Genomic DNA, 17572 nt, shown 5'->3' with positions numbered 1-17572 from the left:
CCAATCGGAGAGAATGATGATCCTGGTGGAAAAGACGCTCGGCAATGTCAGGGATCAGGGGTGGGAGGGTGCGAGTGTCGAGGATCTCGTTCTCGAACAATGGGAAGCGCCGAAGAGCCGACTGCGCAAGAATACGCCGAGCGGGATCGAGCTCGCCATCTCGCTGCCGCGGTCCGAGCATCTGCACGACGGCGACGTCCTCTACCATGATCCCGACAATCGCCGGATCGTGGTTGCACGCATCCCGCTGAAAGAAGTGATGGTCATCGACCTGGACCTGCCGGCGCTGATGCCGCAGGCGGAGATGCTGCGGCTGGTGTTCGAGCTGGGCCACGCGCTCGGCAACCAGCATTGGCCCGCCGTCATTAAGGGGCAGACGATCTACGTGCCGCTGTCGGTCGACCGGAAGGTCATGCTGTCGGTGATGAAGACCCATGCGTTCCAGCATGCGTCGATCCGCTTCGAGCCGGGCGAGACGGTGGCGCAGCGCCTGGAGCCGAGCGAGATCCGGCTGCTGTTCGGCGGCGCGGACGCCACCCCGCACCATCATCATGGCAACGGCCAGGTGCAGGGGCAGGGGCAGGGCAGGGCCCTATGAAGCTCGCGGCGCAGACGATCGGCCCCGATGTGGGTCGCCTCGCGCGCTTGTTGCAATTTGCCGATTCCACCCTGCCGGTCGGTGCCTTCTCCTTTTCCCAGGGGCTGGAATCCGCGGTCCAGCTGCACATCGTCACCGACGCCGACAGCCTGCGGGATTACCTGACGCTCATCCTCCGGCAGGCGGCCCATATGGATGGCGTCGCGCTGCTCCATGCCTGCCGCGCGGCGGCGCTCGGCGACTACGCGGCGCTGCTGGCCGCCGACAGCGCGCTGTGGATCCGCCGTGTCGGCGAGGAGCAGCAGATGATGCTGGCGCGCATGGGCAAGAAGTTCGCCGAGCTCGCGTCCGCCATCGCGCCGTCGCCGCTGCTGACGCGCTGGCTGGACGATATACGCAGCAATGCGACGCCCGGATGCCTGCCGGTCGCGCAGGGGATCGTGCTTACGGGCCTTGGCGCGCATGAGGCGGAGGCGTTCGCCGTCCACCAATATGGGCTGGCGTCGATGATCCTGAACGCCGCGCTTCGGCTGATGCGGATCGATCATGTCGCGACGCAGCGGCTGTTGTTCGAGGCGCAAGCCGCCACCCACGACCAGTACCGCGGCGCGCGGGCGCTGGAGCTTGAGGAAATGTCGAGCTTCGCCCCCGTGTTCGAAGTCGTCGTTGCCCATCACACCAGGACGCACCTGCGCCTGTTCATGAACTGACCTGTCCAATCAGGAGCATTCGATGAAGAAGATCACGCGCATTGGCATCGGGGGACCGGTCGGTTCCGGCAAGACCGCGGTGATCGAGACGATCACCCCGCGGCTAATCGCGCGCGGTGTCCGGCCGCTGATCATCACCAATGACGTGGTGACCACGGAGGACGCCAAGCAGGTCCGGCGCACGCTGAACGGCATCCTGGTCGAGGAAAAGATCGTCGGCGTCGAAACCGGCGCCTGCCCGCACACCGCAGTGCGCGAGGATCCGTCGATGAACATCGCCGCGGTCGAGGAACTGGAAGGGCGCTATCCCGACAGCGACGTCGTGCTGATCGAATCCGGCGGCGACAATCTGACGCTGACGTTCAGCCCCGCGCTCGCCGATTTCTACATCTACGTCATTGATGTCGCGGCGGGCGACAAGATCCCGCGCAAGAACGGCGCCGGCGTCTGCCAGTCCGACATCCTGGTGATCAACAAGATCGACCTGGCGCCCTACGTCGACGCCAGCCTTGAGGTGATGGACCGCGATTCACGCCTGATGCGCGGCACCAAGCCGTTCGTGTTCACCAACTGCAAGACCGGTGAGGGCGTCGAGACGCTGATGGACATGATCATGGACATGGCGCTGTTCGACGTGAGCCCGCCGGCGACGACCCCAACGACGGCGCCGGCGATGGCGGGGGCGCAAGGGTAGGCGATGGCGCTCCACGAGCAACTGGCGCGGATCGACCGCTACCGGGAACTCGCCGGGTTCCAGACCGAGCCGGCGCAGATGCGCGCGGCCGGGCCGGGCAAGATTGGCGAATTGCGGCTGGGCTTCTCGCTACGCGACGGCCGTTCCGTGCTGCACGACTTGTACCGGGTGGCGCCGCTGCTCGTGCAGCAGGCGCTCTATTGGGACGAGGCGATGCCGGAGTTGCCGATCGTCTCGGTAATCTCGGTCGGCGGCGGCATCCTGCAGGGCGATCGCTACCATATCGCGATCGACGTGGCGGAGGGGGCATCAGCGCATGTCACCTCGCAGGGCGCGAACCGTATCCATCAGATGGATGCCAATTACGCCTCGCAGCATCAGGAGATACGCGCGGCGGCGGGATCCTATCTGGAGTTTCTGCCCAACTTCACCATTCCCTATCGTACCTCGCGCTTCGTCAGCGAGACCGAGATCACCGCCGACGAGACCGCGACCGTGCTTTATGCCGAGATGGCGATGACCGGGCGCAAGCATCACCATGCGCTGGAGCGGTTCGGCTTTGACCTTCTGTCGATGCGGGTGCGCGCACGGCGGCCCGATGGGCGATTGCTGTTCGCCGAGAAGCTGCTGATCGACCAAGGCAATGACACGCTCGACCTGCCGGCGGTGGCGCGGGGCTATGACGCCTTTGCCAATGTGCTGTGCTTGACGCCGCCCGAGACGGCGGCGCGGATCGACGAACGGATGACGATCAACGCCGCGCCGGGCCATCCGCGCGCCATGTCGGGCGTGTCGCGACTGCCCAATGGTGCAGGGCTGATGTTCCGGGCGGTCGGCGTCGAAAGCTATGACGTGCGAGCGGAGGTGAAGCGCTTCTGGACCGTGGTGCGCGAAGAGGCGCGGGGGCGAACGCTGCCCGACGATTTCCTGTGGCAATGACATTCTGAGGGAATGATCATGCGTTGCGAGAACGGTAATTTCATCACGGTCTGCCTGAAGGGGGCCTCGCAGGTCTTCTTCATGGAGAATGTGGTCACGGGCGCGCTGTTCCTTGTCGCGATCTTCTATGCCTCGTTCGTCAGCCAGTGGTGGGCGACGTCGATCGGCGCGATCGTCGGCGTGATCGTGGCCACCGCGGTTGCCTATATGCTCGATTTCGATGCCAGTTCGCGCGCATCGGGCCTGTTCGGGTTCAACGGCATCCTGATCGGCGTCGCGCTGCCAACCTTCGTCGCGCCATCGCCCGAGCTGTGGCTGTACATCATCGTCGGTGCGGCGCTCACCACGATCGTCACCGCTGCCTTTGCCGCGACGCTGACCAAGAGCTGGGGCGTGCCGGGCTCAACCGGGCCGTTCGTGCTGATCGCCTGGTTGATGCTCGCGGGCGCTTACTCCTTCGGATCGCTGCGCGTGCTGAGCGAGACGCAGAAGCTGGCAACCGATTACCAGTTGGGTGCGGCGTCGCTGCCGGGGTTGGTGGAGGCGGTCGAGATTTTCTTCCGCAACATCGGGCAGGTCTATTTGCTGGGCAGCTGGATCTCCGGGGCGATCATCCTGCTTGGCATCTTCATCGCGTCGCGTGCGGCCGGGTTGGCGGCGGTGGGCGGATCGCTGCTGGCGATGGGGACGGCGTTCGTAATGCGCGCCGATCCGAGCCTGGTGTCGCAGGGGCTGTACGGGTTCAGCCCAGTGCTGGCCGCGATGGCGCTGAGCGTCGTGTTCGTTCAGCCGTCGCCGGTCGTGATCGGCTATGCCGCGCTGGGCGTGATCGGCTATGCCGCGCTGGGCGTGATCGTGACGGTGTTCCTGCAGGCCGCGTTCGACCTGATCCTCGCGCCAATCGGGCTGCCATCCTTCACCGCGGCCTATGTGCTGACGATGTACCTGTTCATCGCGCCGCGCAAATTCGCACCGCCGCATCCGCACAAGCCGGTCGTCGATCATGCGCTGAACCCGGCCGCTCACGCGCCTGCCGATCCCACTCCCGAGACGAGAGCCACTGCCGCAACCAATCCATCCTGAGAGCCAAATCCTGAAAGGAAGCGCTGATGAGAGGAATTGAACCGGGCGATACCGCCTTTCTGCTCGCCTGTACGGCGCTCGTCCTCATGATGACGCCGGCGCTGGCGCTGTTCTACGGGGGGCTGGTTCGGGAACGGAACGTCCTGTCGGTGATGATCCAGAACTTCGTCTGTATCGGCGTGGTCGGCATCATCTGGGTGTTCGGCGGCTTCAGCCTGGCGTTTGGCCCATCGATCGGCGGTTTTATCGGTGACGTCCGTACTTATTTCGGGATGCATGGCATCGGTGTTGCGGCCGATCCCACCTATGCCGCCAACGTGCCGTTCATCCTGGTGTTCGGTTACCAGATGATGTTCGCGATCATCACGCCGGCGCTGATGACCGGGGCTTTCGTCGGGCGCATGCGGTTCGGCCCGTTCCTCTGGTTCGTCGCGCTGTGGACGATCTTCGTCTATCTGCCGGTGGCCCACTGGATCTGGGGTGGCGGGTTCCTCTCGCAGCTGGGCGTCGTCGATTTTGCTGGTGGGATCGTGATCCATGCCTCAGCCGGCGCATCGGCGCTGGTGACCGCCATCTATCTTGGGCGGCGGCCAACGGGAGATAGCGGGCCGATTCCGGCGAGCCTGCCGTTGGTTGCTCTTGGTGCCGGCCTGTTATGGTTCGGATGGTTCGGCTTCAACGCAGGCGGCGCTTACGCTGCCGATGGCCTTGCGGCTTATGCCTTCACCAACACCATGCTTGCCGGATCGATGGCGATGCTGGTGTGGATGTTCTGGGAATGGCGCGATGCGGGGCATCCGACATTCTCGGGTGTGCTGGTCGGATCAGTGACGGGTCTGGCCACGATCACCCCCGCATCGGGATATGTGGAACCGATGGCGGCCCTGCTGATCGGCGCGATCGGTGCGACCTGCTGCTATTTCGCCAAATACATCCAGTCGTGGCTGAAGGCGGAGGATACGCTGGAGGTGTTCCGCGCCCACGGCATCGGCGGAATCACCGGTTCGCTGTTGATCGGTGTCTTGGCAAGCCCCACGATCAACGCCGTGGCGGCAGGGGGCCGGCAGTTGTCGGTCCAGGCGATCGCGGTGGCGATCGTCGTCATCTACGCCGTCATCGTCACCACCATCATCCTGTTCCTGCTCGACAAGCTGAGCAAGCTGCGCGTGCCGGTGGAGGTGCAGCGCGAGGGGCTGGACGAGCCATTCTACGGGGAGAGCGCCTTCGCCTTGTGGGGCATGAAATCCGGCAAGCCTGAATGATCGCGGTTCGTCATCTGGCGGCCGGGCGCCGGTTGCACGCGCCGCCCCATGATCCGCCTGCCGCCTGAGGTGCAATCGGTGATGCCATGGACCTGACGCTCGTCATCTTCTTCCTCGTGTATCTGGTGATGGGGCTGGGTGCGCTGCCGTTCTTCCGGGTGGGGCGCACCGGCGCGGCGCTGATCGGCGGCATGGCGATGATGACGGTCGGCAGCATCACGCCGCAGCAGGCGTGGAGCGCGATCGATTATTCGACGATGGGCATGTTGTTCGGGCTGATGGTGGTGTCCTCGGCCTTTGTCGTGTCCGGTTTCTACGGTTGGCTCGCGCGCAAGGCCGCGGGCTCGAAGATGTCGGAACGTGGCCTGCTCGCGCTGCTGATCGTGGTCGGCGGCGTGATGGCGGCATTCCTGACCAACGATGTCGTCGCGGTATCGATGTGCCCGCTGCTGCTGTCGATCACCATGGCGCGCGGGTTGAACCCGGTGCCGTTCCTCCTCGGCTTCTGCTTTGCCGTCAACACCGGCGCGGCGGGCACGATCATCGGCAGCCCGCAGAACATCATCGCCGCGCAGAAGCTGCATTTGTCCTTCGCCGGCCTGTCCGAAATAACCGTCGGGCCCGCCCTGCTGTCGCTGCCGGTGATCTGGGGCGTCATTTCGATGCTCTACCGCAATCGCTGGGCCCTGCCGGCGGCAAATCAGGAGGCGGGCGCAGGTCGGGGCGCCGGCGCGGAAGCAGCGTCGGCCAAGACGGTGGAGACGTCCGAGCCGCCGCCCTTCTCGCTTGGCGAGACGCTGAAGGCGGCGGTCACGGCGGTCGCGGTTATTCTGGCCTTCATCTTCAGTGACTGGCCGCGCGAGACCATCGCGCTGACCGCGGCGGGTTTCCTGCTGCTCAGCCGCAAGGTGTCGTCCCGGTCGCTGCTGCATGAGGTGGACGGCGATCTCCTGCTGCTGGTGATAGGACTGTTCGTGGTCAACGCCGGGCTTTCCGCCACCGGACTGCCGCAGAAACTGGTGACCGACCTTGCGTCGCAGGGCATCAACCTTGCCGACCCGCCGGTCCTGTTCCTGATCAGCAGCGTCATCAGCGACCTGGTCGGCAACAATCCCGCGGTGATGATGCTGGTGCCGTATCTTCATGCCGATGCCGATCCCAATGCTCTGGGCGCGGCGCTGTCGCTGGGGACGCATTTCTCCAGCAACCTGGTCGTGTTCGGCAGCCTTGCGGGGATCATCATCGTCGAGCAGGCGAAGGATCGCGGGGTGCGGATATCGGGCGGCGAGTTTTCCAAGGCGGGCTGCCTGGTGACGCTGGCGACGATGGTGATCGCCGGCCTCTGGCTGTGGATCTGAGCGCGGGGCGCCGTGCAGGGGGCACCGAGAAGGGGGCGGCGCTCAGGGAGCGGCGTGGCGCTCGGTCTCGATCTTATCGAGGGTTCGCGTCAGGATGGCGAGCGACGATCCGGTCATGTCATCCGGTCCCGACATGTTGGCCGCCGCACCGGTGGGTGCTGACGTCCCGCGCGCTTCGGCACTCGCAGGGGCACCGGCCGCCGCCTTCAGGCGCTCCCCCAGCGCGCGCATTGCCTGGATCTCGTCCGGGGTTGGTGGATGATGGCGGATGCTGCGTTCCAGCCGACGCGCGGTGTAGGTCATGAGTTGCGCCTGCCTCAGCACGTCGCGGCCGGAAGTGAGCATCGTGCCGAACGACCATGCGGTGCGTAGCGGCGCGAAGGCGGTCAGCACGCCCTCCAGTGCGTGATCGACCGCGGTTGCCTTCAGCGCCAGCGGGTGACCCTCGCTCCCTTCCGACGTCTCGGCAGCGGAGAGCAGCAGGTCGCCAAGCGCGGAGAGAAGCGCATTCATCGCCGTGGTTGCCTGCTGCTGGATGCTGATCGGCAGCAGCAGCAGCGCGGCGAGCATTCCCGACGCCACGCCGACCGCGGTTTCCTCCAGCCGCAGGACCAGCAGTTCCGGGGTGAAGATGCCGATCAGGCCGTAGATCAGTGACAGAGCGATGGTGAGGAACAGGCTCATCGCGACATAGGAGACGCGCGCGATGAAGAAGGTGGCGAAGATCGAGATCGCCAGCGCGGCGCTGAGCCAGAACAGGTGATTGTGGGTCAGCGTCGCGAGCGCGATGCCGATGACGATGCCGATTGCGGTACCCCAGGCGCGGTCCAGCCCCTTGATCGCCACCGCCGTGCCCGATTTTGTGTTGTTGAAGATCATGAACGCGGCGATCACGGCCCAGAACCAGCGCTGGCCGGAAACCGCCTCCCCCACCACCGCGGCGAGCGCGCAGGCGAGCGTCACTTGCAGCGATTGCCGCAGCGTCTGGTCGCGCAGCCATTCCCCGCGTCGCGGCAGGATGCCGGTGGGGGCGGGCGGCGCCTTGGCGCCACCGGCCGCGGTAAATGTCGGCGGCAGCGTGGCGACGGCAGCGTTCAGCGCGTCCTCCGCATCCTGCACGTCCTGCAGCGCCTTTGCGATGCTGCCCTCGTGGTAGTCCGCGGCCTGTCGTTCTCGTCGGGTGATCCGCTCGACCAGCGTTTCGGCCGCGAAATGCAAGTCGAGCAGCCGCAGGGTGATCGCGGTCACGGCGGAATGCTGGTCGGGGACCTCCAGCGGGAGCGACGCCTGGCACGCCCTGATGTCCGCACCGAGCGTGCGCGTGACGAGGTGAAGGTCCGCCATCTGCCTCTTGCCGGCGCGTGGGCTCGCCGCCTTGGGGGGCATGGCGCTGGCGGCGACCCCGCGCAGCTGCTTCGATACGGACAGGGCCGCTGCGACAAGGCGCCTGAACTCGCGCGCCGGATCATCCGGCATGATGAAATGGCGCAGGACATGGACCACCGCGGCGGAGATCACCAAGGCCGCTGCCGCCGACCACAGGTCCCGCTCATCCTCTTGCAGGAAGGCCGCGACCGTCGCGCACATGAAGGCGAACACGCCGACCGCGCGCCAGCGCGTGCCGAAGCGTGCAGCATAGCTGGCGGCAAAGACGATGATCACCAGCAGGATGTTGATGATCCGAAGCGAATCGTGCGCCGCCGCCATCGCTGCGATGGCCACGAACGAGGCGATGACGGCATAGATGCGGGTCGTCGCGCGCGCAGATTCGGTCCGGTCGTTGACCTGCAGCGTCCCCTGCATGGTCGCGATCAACGCCAGCACATAGGCGGGGCGGGGCAGGGGATAGGCCTTGCCGATCAGCGTCATGACGCCGGCAACGACGATCATCGACACGACGACGCACCCCGACATGCGCAGGGCAAGGAGCGAGGGATCGACTTCCAGGATCCGCAGTCGGAGCCGTTGAATGCGTGTCATCACGGGCGACTTCATGTTGGGCGCGGCGGCGCCGATCGGGCCAGGTGGACGGCAACAAGAGGGTGCTGCGGGCGAGTGTAACCCGCAGGACATGGAACGAGCGTTACGTGTTTGTCCCACGATGCGCCGCGGCGTCCCGGCCGGGGCGGGCCAGCGCGAGACACACCCGGTGCCGTGACCGTCGGCGCCTAGAATTTCTTCCTGACACCCAGCCGGATCGAGCGGCCGAGCGGATCGATATAGGCGGGTTGGAAGCGGTTGGGGGTGGCGCCGGTTCGGTCGGTGACGTTGATCCGGTCGTTGAGCAGGTTCTCGATCGTGAACATCAGCGACACGTTCCTGGCCCAGGGCTCGCTGACGACCTTGCTTGCGTCGAGCGAGCCATAGGCGACAAGCCACGTCCGGCCCGAGAAGAACAGGTCCGCGGAGGCAAGCTCGCTGCGGATGCGCGTCGCGCCCCTGAGGCGGCCGTAGAGGCCAAGGCTCAGCGGCCCGGCCGTTCCGCGCAGGTCGATCTCGGTCTCCCATCTGGGGCGCCCACCGGTGCCGTCCCGGGTCGCGCCGTCGAGCAGATCGAGCGGGGCGGCGCCCGGCCGCAGGACCAGGCGATTCTCCAGCCGCAGCGTCGTCGTCACGAAGGCGCTGATGGTCGGCCGCGGCTTGGGCGGCGGCGGTGGCGGCGACCCGGCAGGAGCATCGTCGGTCGCAGGCGGCGGTGGCGGGGCCTTGCCGATCGGGGTCGACAGGTTGAACGCGAGCCGCAGCTGACGGTCCCGCTCACTGGCGAGGTTCACCGGGCGCAGGTCGACGCTGACCAGGCGCCCGGCGGGATCGCGGATGAACGCGTCCGGGAAAGCGGCCTGGAATGCCGGCGTCGCACTGCCGAGGCTGGCGGTCTGGTTGGAGAAGCTCGTGTCGATATAATCGAGGCTGAGCCGCAGTTCCTTGTTCCCGATCGGTGACAGCGCGATGCCGAACTGTGACCTGCGCCGCCGTTCTGGCAACAGCTCGGCGCGCCCACCGGTCAGCGTGGTCACGAACGTGCTGCTGCCATTGGTGAAATCGAAGAAGGGGGTATTCGGGCTGGTCACCAGCGGGTTGGTCAACAGCGCGATCGCCGGGGGTGTCAGCGCATCGCTGATCGTCGCGCTAAGCTGGACCCGCCGCTCCGGCGACCATGTCGCGCCGTAGCTGTAATTTACCAGCTGTCCAAATTGCGAGACGTCCGTGATGCCGATCATGCCGCTGAGCGCAAACCGCCCGAGGAACGGCAGCACGTCACGGTCGGGCGACGCGATCGGCAGGGCGGCGCTCAGGCTGCCGGTCTTGACGGTTCTGGCGAAACCGATGCGTTGGCCCGGGGTGACGAACTGGTCGCCGCTGCTGCTGGAGCGGGCGAGGTCCGCCGACACCGTTAGTTGAGCATCCCCGGCGGGCAGGCGCAGCAATGGGCCGTTCGCGACGGCCTTGGTGACCAACGTGTCGGTTACGGTGTCGCGGCGATCGACCAGCACGTGATTGCTGCCGTCCACGGGGATCGGAGCGAGCGGATCTGCGCCGGCCGCCACGGCAGCAATGAATGGATCAAGGACAATTCCCTGGTCGGAGCGCGCCTTGCTGCGGAAGCGATCATAGCTGCCGGTGACGTTCCAGCTCCACCGGCTGATCCCGCCCTGCACCGTGCCGCCAGCATGCAGGTTGAGGTTCCTGTTGCGCTGTCGCAGCGGGATGCCGGGCAGGTAGCGATAGAGCAACACATCCTGCGTGAAGGGCAGGAAGCCGCTGTCACCCGGCACCGGCACGATTGCGGGCGCGAGGCCGTTGAGCCCGCGATGTATCTGCGCCTCCATCGACAGGTTGAGTGACCCGTCGATCGCCTTGCCGATGGGGGATGCGACGGTGGCGCTGGCGTTGACCATGTCCTGACGCTGCGCGAGCGTTCGAAAGGCGCCGATATCGGTGCCGGGCAACGTATGTGCGCCCGGAAGGTAGCCGCTCAACCGCTGTCGGGCGTCGGCATCGAATGGGACCGGTGCCCGCATGACCGGCGTCCGCGCGAGTGCGTCGAGCGCGGGATCGATGCTTCCCCCGTCCAGGCCGGTGACGATGCCGCCGATCGCGAACGGCGCATCGGGATCGGGGGCGATGTCCCGCTCCGATTGCAGCACCGGATTGTGACGGAACATCGCCGCGCTGAGCGACAGCCTGCGCGGGCCGTCGATACGCGTTGCGTTCGCCTCGACATAATTGGTCTCCCCGCCACCGTCCGTCGTAGAGCCGGCAAGCTGCTGGATCAGCAGTCCGCGGAAGTGCTTCTTGGTCACGAAGTTGGAGACGCGCACGGTTGGCGGGAAACCAAACCTTGCCGCCTCGCTTTCCGGAAGCACCTCGGTACGCTCGATCGCCTCCGGCGGCAGCGTGCCCAGTTCGGCGAGGCCCGAGATGCGGCGGCCGTTCAACAAATAGACCGGCTCGCTACCATCCACCGACGACGTCAATGGCTTCAGCCGCTCGATCAGTTCCTTCAGGCTGGTCGCGCCGATCGAGCGGATGGCGTCCTGGTCAAGTACCGCAATCGGCGCAACGTCAGCGATCGCAGTTCCGGCGACGCGTCGGCCAAGGATAACGATGTCGCGGTCCGGTTCTGTGCCTTGTTCCGCCGATGCGTCCGCTGGCGTGGCGCTGGGACCGATCTCCACCTCCTGAGCGTCTGCGACATTCGCAAGAAGCAGACAATTGGTGAGGAAAGCGGTTCTAAGATGCCACGTAACCGTGGAGGAGAGCCTGCGGCTGGGACGATCTTGTTTCACTGACCCCCGTCATCATTAATGCGGTTCCGTCTTGGAAGCGCGCCATGATGAGCGGTCGTTGTTGGTGAAAATAAGGCGGGCGTTTCCTTATGCTTGTTAAGACATCAGGTGGTCGACTTGGATCATGCTGGCGATTGAACTGGGTCTGCGGCTGTGACATCAATGACGGCAGTACCTGCATTGCAGCGTGGTGGCGGTGTTTTCTTGCCGACAAGGCGGACGCGGCCTGATAGCGGCTAGGCGCGACCAGCGGCAGGAAGCTCTTGTGCGCCCAGGACTGCTTTAGGCGACGGCGCCAAAGCAACTTATGCTTCAATCACCCGGTCGCCGTGCGCGTTCGCAGAAGTGCCATAAAGAAGGTGGTGCCGCTTACAGGACTCGAACCTGTGACCCCCGCATTACGAATGCGATGCTCTACCAGCTGAGCTAAAGCGGCACGGGCGCTCTGGCGAGCGCGCTGGAAGCGGGCGCCTAGCAGGGGTTTGCGTGGCGCGCAAGTGGCTGTCGCTCACATGGGCACGGCCGAGAATTTACGCGCTTTTTACCATGGTCGTGGCACAAGGCGGGACGGACAAGACGTCCAGAGGGATGATGGCATGGATAACCGCGGCTTCGATCGGCCCGGCGCGGACCGGGGCAGTGATCCGACCGATGGTGGGATCGGCGAGGCGACGTTTGCGATCGGCGCCGATGAGCGGCGCATGCACGTGCGCGCGTACAACCATTGGGTGTCGCTGCTGAAGGGCGGCGCGTATCCGCGGATCAGCGATCTTGATCCCGCCGGCAACATGGATTTTGGCGCGCACGGCGTCCTGCTCGATTTCACCGACGGGCTCGACGATCCGGTCATCACCTTCCTGGGCGACGCGCTGCGCGAGGAATGCGGCGTCGATCGTGCGATCTCGCGCATCGGGCAGGTGCCCGCACGCTCGCTGCTGTCGCGGCTGACCGATCATTATCTAAAGATCATCGCGAACCGTGCGCCGATCGGCTTCGAGGCCGAGTTCGTCGGCACGCGTGGCCACAACACGCTGTATCGCGGCATCCTGATGCCGTTCACGTCCAACGGCGAAACGATCGACTTCGTCTATGGCGTGATTAACTGGAAGGAGATCGTCGGCGCCGAGGAGCAGGCGATGCTTGCCGCGGAGCTCGACGCGGCGGTGCGCAGCGCACCGCGCCATGAGGTCGTCGGCGCCGTCTGGGCAGATGGCCCCGGCGCGTCGCGCGGCAGCGAGGCAGAGGCGCCCCCTGCGCGCACCCCGCTGGCGACATTGGCGCTCGACCTGCCCTCGGCAGCCGACCAGATGGTCGTGCTGCTGGCGAAGGCGCGCGGCGATGGCATGTTCGATGTGATCGGCAGCGTCAGTGAGGACCAGGACCTGATCCGGCGGGTATCGACGACGATCGGCTGAACTTTGCTTCCGAAGCCGTTGATAAGACCCCGCGCCACCTAACTGGGGTTGAGCCCCGCGACAGGGCGGCGCATAGGCCGCGGCCATGTCGAAAGCTTCGATGAAGGCGCTGACGCAAGCGCTAGCCGAGCGGCTCACAAAGGGCGCTCTCCCGGGGGAACTGGACGGCTTCGGTCCGGACGAGCGGATGGAGGCGGCCGCCTTCCTTGCCGCGACCGCGCAGACCCGCGCGGCGGGGACTGCGGCGGTAACGCTGGAGCAGCTGCCGGGCGACGGCCCCCAGCGCCGGATGCGGCTGGCGATCGTCAATGACGACATGCCCTTCCTGGTCGATTCGATTGCCGGCATGATCGGGGCGCACGGCCTTGCCATCGACCGGATCCTTCATCCCGTGGTGCCGGTGCGCCGCGATGCCGACGGCGCGCTGGAGAGCGTGGACGAAGCGGGCAACCGCGAATCGATGATCTATATCGAAACCGAGCGCGCCGATGCGCGTGAACGACGTGAACTGGTTGACGATCTGACGGCCGCTCTGGCCGATGTGCGCGTGGCGGTGGCCGATTGGCGCCGGATGCAGGCGACGCTCGCGGCCGATGCCGCCAGCATCGAGGATGTTGGCGGCGATGCGGAAGGCGCCGCGCTGATTCGCTGGTTCCTCGATCGGCATTTCACCCTGCTGGGTCACGAGCGTTGGCTCGCCGACGGCAGCAGCGATGGCGAGCCGCTGGGCATCAGCCGTCATGAGCATGAGCCGCCGCTGCTCGCCGAACGGTCGCGCCGGCTGGCGATGGATTACTTCAACAGCGGCAAGTCCGCGCCATTGCTGCTCAAGTCCAGCCTGTTGTCGCCGGTGCACCGGCGCGTACCGCTTGACCTGGTCGTCGTGCCGATCTGTCGCGGCGCGACGGTCGCCGGGCTGTCGATCCACGCGGGCCTGTGGACTTCGGCCGCGCTCAACGCCCCGCCGCGCAGCGTGCCGGTGCTTCGCCAGCGGCTGGCCGACCTGGAGGCAAAGCTCGGGTTCGATCCGCTCGGCCATACCGGCAAGGCGCTGACCCACGCGCTGGCCACCCTGCCGCACGATCTGGTCACCGCCGTGTCCGCGGAATCGGTCGAGGAACTGGCGCTCGCGGCAATGAGCCTTGCCGATCGCCCGCGGCCCAAGCTGGTGCTGGTCCGCTCCGCACTGGGCCGGCACCTGTTCGCCTTCGCCTGGGTGCCGCGTGACGATCTGTCGACCGCGCGGCGCGTGGCGATCGGCGATATGCTGGCGGAAGCGGCCAACGGGTCGATCCTCAACTGGTCGATCGCGCTGGAGGACGGCCGTGTCGCGCTAATCCGCTACACCATCGATCTGCGCCAGTCCGGCGTCGTTCCCGACGTCGCGCCGCTCGATGCGCGGCTCGAAAAGATGGTGCGCGGCTGGGAGCGCGACGTGGAGGCGGCGCTGGCCGAGCGTATCACGCCTTCGCGCGCGGCCCGGCTGGCGATCCGCTGGGCCGGGGCTTTCCCGCCCAACTATCGCAACCTGTCGACCGCGGAGGAAGCGGCGGAGGACGTGCTGCGCGTCTCCGACCTGGCGGACGAGAATGATCGAGCGGTGCACATCTACCCGACGGTGGCGGGCGATGATCACCGGCTGAAGATCTACAAGTCGCATGGCGCGCTGGCGCTGTCCGAAGCGGTGCCGGTGCTGGAGAATTTCGGCTACCGCGTGATCGGCGAACTGCCGACGCGGCTGCGCGATGACAGCGACAGCTTCGTCCACGATTTCATGGTTCAGCCGCAGGGCGATGTCGCCAACATCGACCGCGTCGTCCTGGAAGAGGCGATCACCGCGGTGCTGAAGGGCGTGGCGGAGAATGATGCCTTCAACCGCTTGATGCTGGTGGCTGGCCTTACCCCGTCCGCGGTGCTGCTGTACCGCGCCTGGTTCCGCTATCTGCGTCAGGCGGGGATGACCTACGGCCTGTCGACGGTGGCCGATGCGCTCGGCCGTGCACCGGTGCTGGCCAAGGCGCTGATCGACCGCTTCACGCTGGCGCATGATCCTGCCGCGACCGGGGATGTCGAGGCGATCGATGCGGAAATCGCGGCCGGGCTCGACACGATCGTGGCGATCGACGACGACCGCATCCTGCGCGCGTTCAAGGCGGTGATCGCCGCGACGCTGCGCACCAACGCCTTCGCGCCGGCGGCGGCAGAGGCGCTGGCGTTCAAGCTCGACAGCAGCCGCATCCCCGGGCTGCCGGCACCGCTGCCGTGGCGCGAGGTGTGGGTCTATTCCCCGCGCGTGGAGGGCATCCACCTGCGCTCCGGCCCGGTCGCGCGCGGCGGCCTGCGCTGGTCCGACCGGCGCGACGATTTCCGCACCGAGATCCTCGGCCTGATGAAGGCGCAGCGGGTCAAGAACGCGGTCATCGTGCCGAGCGGCGCGAAGGGCGGCTTCTATCCGAAGCAATTGCCCAGTCCGGCGGTCGATCGCGATGCATGGCTGGCGGAGGGTACCGAGAGCTACCGCATCTTCATCCGCACCTTGTTGTCGATCACCGACAATGTGGTCGCGGGCGAGGTGGTGCATCCGGACGGCGTGCGGGTCCACGACGGCGAGGATCCCTATTTCGTGGTCGCGGCGGACAAGGGCACGGCGACGTTCAGTGACGTTGCCAATGCGATTGCGCTGGAGCGTGGGTTCTGGCTCGGCGACGCCTTCGCCAGCGGTGGCAGCCACGGCTATGACCACAAGGCGATGGGCATCACCGCGCGGGGCGCCTGGGTATCGGTACAGCGCCACTTTGCGGAGCGCGGCGTCGACGTGCAGCGCGAGCCGATCCGCGTGGTTGGCTGCGGCGACATGTCGGGCGACGTGTTCGGCAACGGCATGCTGCTGTCCAAGACGCTCAAGATCGTCGCGGCGTTCGACCACCGTCACATCTTCCTCGATCCCGATCCCGATCCGGCGGCAAGCTGGACCGAACGGGCGCGGCTGTTCGCGCTGCCACGGTCGAGCTGGGAGGATTATGACAAGGGGCTGATCTCGGCTGGCGGCGGCGTCTTCTCGCGCACTGCCAAGACCATCCGCCTGACCCCGGAGGTGAAGGCGGCGCTCGACATCGCGGTGGACGAGATCGAGCCCACGGCGTTGATCTCGGCGATCCTGAAGGCGCCGGTCGACCTCATCTGGTTCGGCGGCATCGGCACCTATGTGAAGGCGGCGTCGGAGAACAATGCGACCGTCGGCGATCCCGCCAATGACCGGCTGCGCGTTGACGCGGAGGACCTTCGCGCGATCGCGGTTGGCGAAGGGGCCAATCTGGGCGTCACCCAGGCCGCGCGTATCGCGTTCGCGGCCAAAGGTGGCCGGATCAATACCGACTTCATCGACAATTCGGCCGGCGTCGATTGTTCGGACAATGAGGTGAACATCAAGATCGCGCTGAATCGCGAGATGGCCGAAGGGCGGCTCGCGTTCGACGATCGCAACACGCTGCTCGAGGCGATGACCGACGATGTCGCCCATCTGGTGCTGGAGGATAACCGGCTCCAGACGCTGGCGCTGTCGATCGCCGAGCGTGGCGGCGTGCGCGCCGTGCCCAGCTACATCCGCGCGATCGAGATCTTCGAGGCGGCGGGCCGGCTGGATCGACGCGTCGAGGGGCTGGCGTCCAACGCCGACCTGTCGCGCCGCGCGGCGGAGGGTGAGGGGCTGACCCGGCCCGAACTGGCGGTGCTGCTGTCGACCGCCAAGCTCGCGCTTCAGGATGCGATCGAGCAGGCGGGCCTTGGTGCCGACGCCTTGCTGGAGCCGGACCTGCGCGCAGCCTTCCCGACGGCGATGCAGGAGAAGTTCGGCAAGGCGATCGACGAGCACCAGCTGCGCGGCGAGATCGTCGCGACGAAGCTCGCCAACCGCATTGTCAATCGCATCGGCCTGCTCAACCCGTTCGAACTGGCGGAAGAGGAAGGCGCGGCACTCGGCGATGTGGCGTCGATGTTCGTCGTGGTCGAGCGGCTGTTCGACCTCGGCGCGCTGTGGCGCGACATCGAGACGACCGCCATGTCGGAGGACGGCCGCCTCGCGCTGTTCGAAGGCGTGGCGCGCGCCGTGCGCGGGCAGGTGGCGGACCTGTTGCGGGTGGTCGATCCCGGCACGATGCCGGGCGAGGTGCTGAAGCGGATTGGCGGCGGCGTCGCCAAGCTGGAAGGGCAGGCGAGCGAGCTGCTGCTGCAGGAGGCACGTGCCGCCAGCGCGCGGATGGCGGAATCGCTGACCGCCACCGGCGCGCCCGCGTCGCTGGTGGCGCGGGTCGTCCGGCTGCATGAAATGGACGGCGCGATCGGCCTCGTCGATCTGAGCGGCAAGAACCACACCGACGAAACCAAGCTCACCCGCGCTTATACGCGGCTGGGCGCAGCGCTGGGCATCGACTGGGCCCAGGCGATGGCGGCGCGGCTGGTGCCGGCCGACCCGTGGGAGCGGCTGCTGGTAGCGGGGCTCGCCCGTGACTTCGAGCAGATGCGGCTGGATTTCCTCGCCCGCGACAATCGCGCCGACATCGATGCGGTGGATGCGTGGCTGACGGAGAACGAGGCGGCCGTGGCCCGCTTCACCGCCGTGGTGAGCCGCGCACGCGGCGCTGCCGCACCGAGCGCCGCGATGCTGGCGCAGGTAGCCAGCCAAGCGCGGGTGTTGCTCGGCCGCTAGACCAGAAAAAGAGCCCCT

At 66.7% G+C, this 17572-nt stretch carries 11 protein-coding genes and 1 tRNA gene; 9 read left to right on the top strand and 3 right to left on the bottom strand.

All coding sequences use genetic code 11. The features are described 5' to 3' along the window. Positions 1-16 precede the first annotated feature (16 nt). The 7 genes from L8F96_RS05285 to L8F96_RS05255 all read left to right on the top strand — a co-directional run bounded on the left by L8F96_RS05285 (position 17) and on the right by L8F96_RS05255 (position 6644). Positions 17-598 carry an urease accessory protein UreE gene (locus tag L8F96_RS05285; RefSeq protein ID WP_145118090.1) on the top strand — a complete coding sequence of 194 codons (582 nt, stop codon included), beginning with the start codon at positions 17-19 and terminating at the stop codon, positions 596-598. After that, the gene (locus L8F96_RS05280; protein WP_145118092.1) at positions 595-1308 is read left to right on the top strand and encodes an urease accessory UreF family protein; all 714 of its coding nucleotides are present in this window, start codon (positions 595-597) and stop codon (positions 1306-1308) included. Before L8F96_RS05285 ends, L8F96_RS05280 begins: the two co-directional genes overlap by 4 nt. A 22-nt stretch (positions 1309-1330) precedes the next feature. Beyond that, a complete protein-coding gene (gene ureG / locus L8F96_RS05275) occupies positions 1331-2002 on the top strand; it encodes an urease accessory protein UreG (protein WP_046409883.1) in 672 nt (223 codons plus the stop codon). 3 nt (positions 2003-2005) lie between these two features. Continuing rightward, on the top strand, positions 2006-2941 hold the full coding sequence (locus tag L8F96_RS05270; RefSeq protein ID WP_334655389.1) for an urease accessory protein UreD: 936 nt from the start codon (positions 2006-2008) through the stop codon (positions 2939-2941). Positions 2942-2959: 18 nt separating this feature from the next. Next, complete coding sequence (gene yut, locus L8F96_RS05265; RefSeq protein WP_334655388.1) at positions 2960-4024, top strand: urea transporter; 1065 nt, start codon at positions 2960-2962, stop codon at positions 4022-4024. Between the two features lie 26 nt (positions 4025-4050). Further along, complete coding sequence (locus L8F96_RS05260; protein ID WP_334655387.1) at positions 4051-5286, top strand: ammonium transporter; 1236 nt, start codon at positions 4051-4053, stop codon at positions 5284-5286. An 86-nt stretch (positions 5287-5372) separates the two neighbouring features. After that, entirely contained in the window at positions 5373-6644 is a 1272-nt protein-coding gene (locus L8F96_RS05255) for an ArsB/NhaD family transporter (protein WP_334655386.1), read from the top strand. 42 nt (positions 6645-6686) lie between these two features. On the opposite strand, the gene L8F96_RS05250 is transcribed toward L8F96_RS05255, so the two are convergent. The 3 genes from L8F96_RS05250 to L8F96_RS05240 all read right to left on the bottom strand — a co-directional run bounded on the left by L8F96_RS05250 (position 6687) and on the right by L8F96_RS05240 (position 11870). Next, the gene (locus L8F96_RS05250; RefSeq protein WP_334655384.1) at positions 6687-8624 is read right to left on the bottom strand and encodes an FUSC family protein; all 1938 of its coding nucleotides are present in this window, start codon (positions 8622-8624) and stop codon (positions 6687-6689) included. Between the two features lie 188 nt (positions 8625-8812). Beyond that, positions 8813-11323: a TonB-dependent receptor gene (locus tag L8F96_RS05245; protein WP_334655382.1), complete on the bottom strand. Its 2511-nt coding sequence runs from the start codon at positions 11321-11323 to the stop codon at positions 8813-8815. Positions 11324-11794: 471 nt separating this feature from the next. Beyond that, positions 11795-11870 (bottom strand) — tRNA-Thr (locus L8F96_RS05240). A 160-nt stretch (positions 11871-12030) separates the two neighbouring features. Between L8F96_RS05240 and L8F96_RS05235 the strand changes: the two genes are divergently transcribed. Both L8F96_RS05235 and L8F96_RS05230 read left to right on the top strand, forming a co-directional pair. Then, positions 12031-12849, top strand: coding sequence for a PAS domain-containing protein (locus tag L8F96_RS05235; RefSeq protein WP_052742564.1), 819 nt, complete (start codon positions 12031-12033; stop codon positions 12847-12849). A gap of 85 nt (positions 12850-12934) precedes the next feature. Beyond that, entirely contained in the window at positions 12935-17554 is a 4620-nt protein-coding gene (locus L8F96_RS05230; protein ID WP_334655380.1) for an NAD-glutamate dehydrogenase, read from the top strand. Positions 17555-17572: the final 18 nt, after the last annotated feature.

It is taken from the genome of Sphingomonas panaciterrae (genome assembly GCF_036890205.1).
In the GTDB taxonomy this organism is placed as follows: domain Bacteria; phylum Pseudomonadota; class Alphaproteobacteria; order Sphingomonadales; family Sphingomonadaceae; genus Sphingomonas; species Sphingomonas panaciterrae.
Note: the sequence above shows the minus strand (reverse complement) of the source record. Positions and strands in the feature narration are given on the sequence as shown.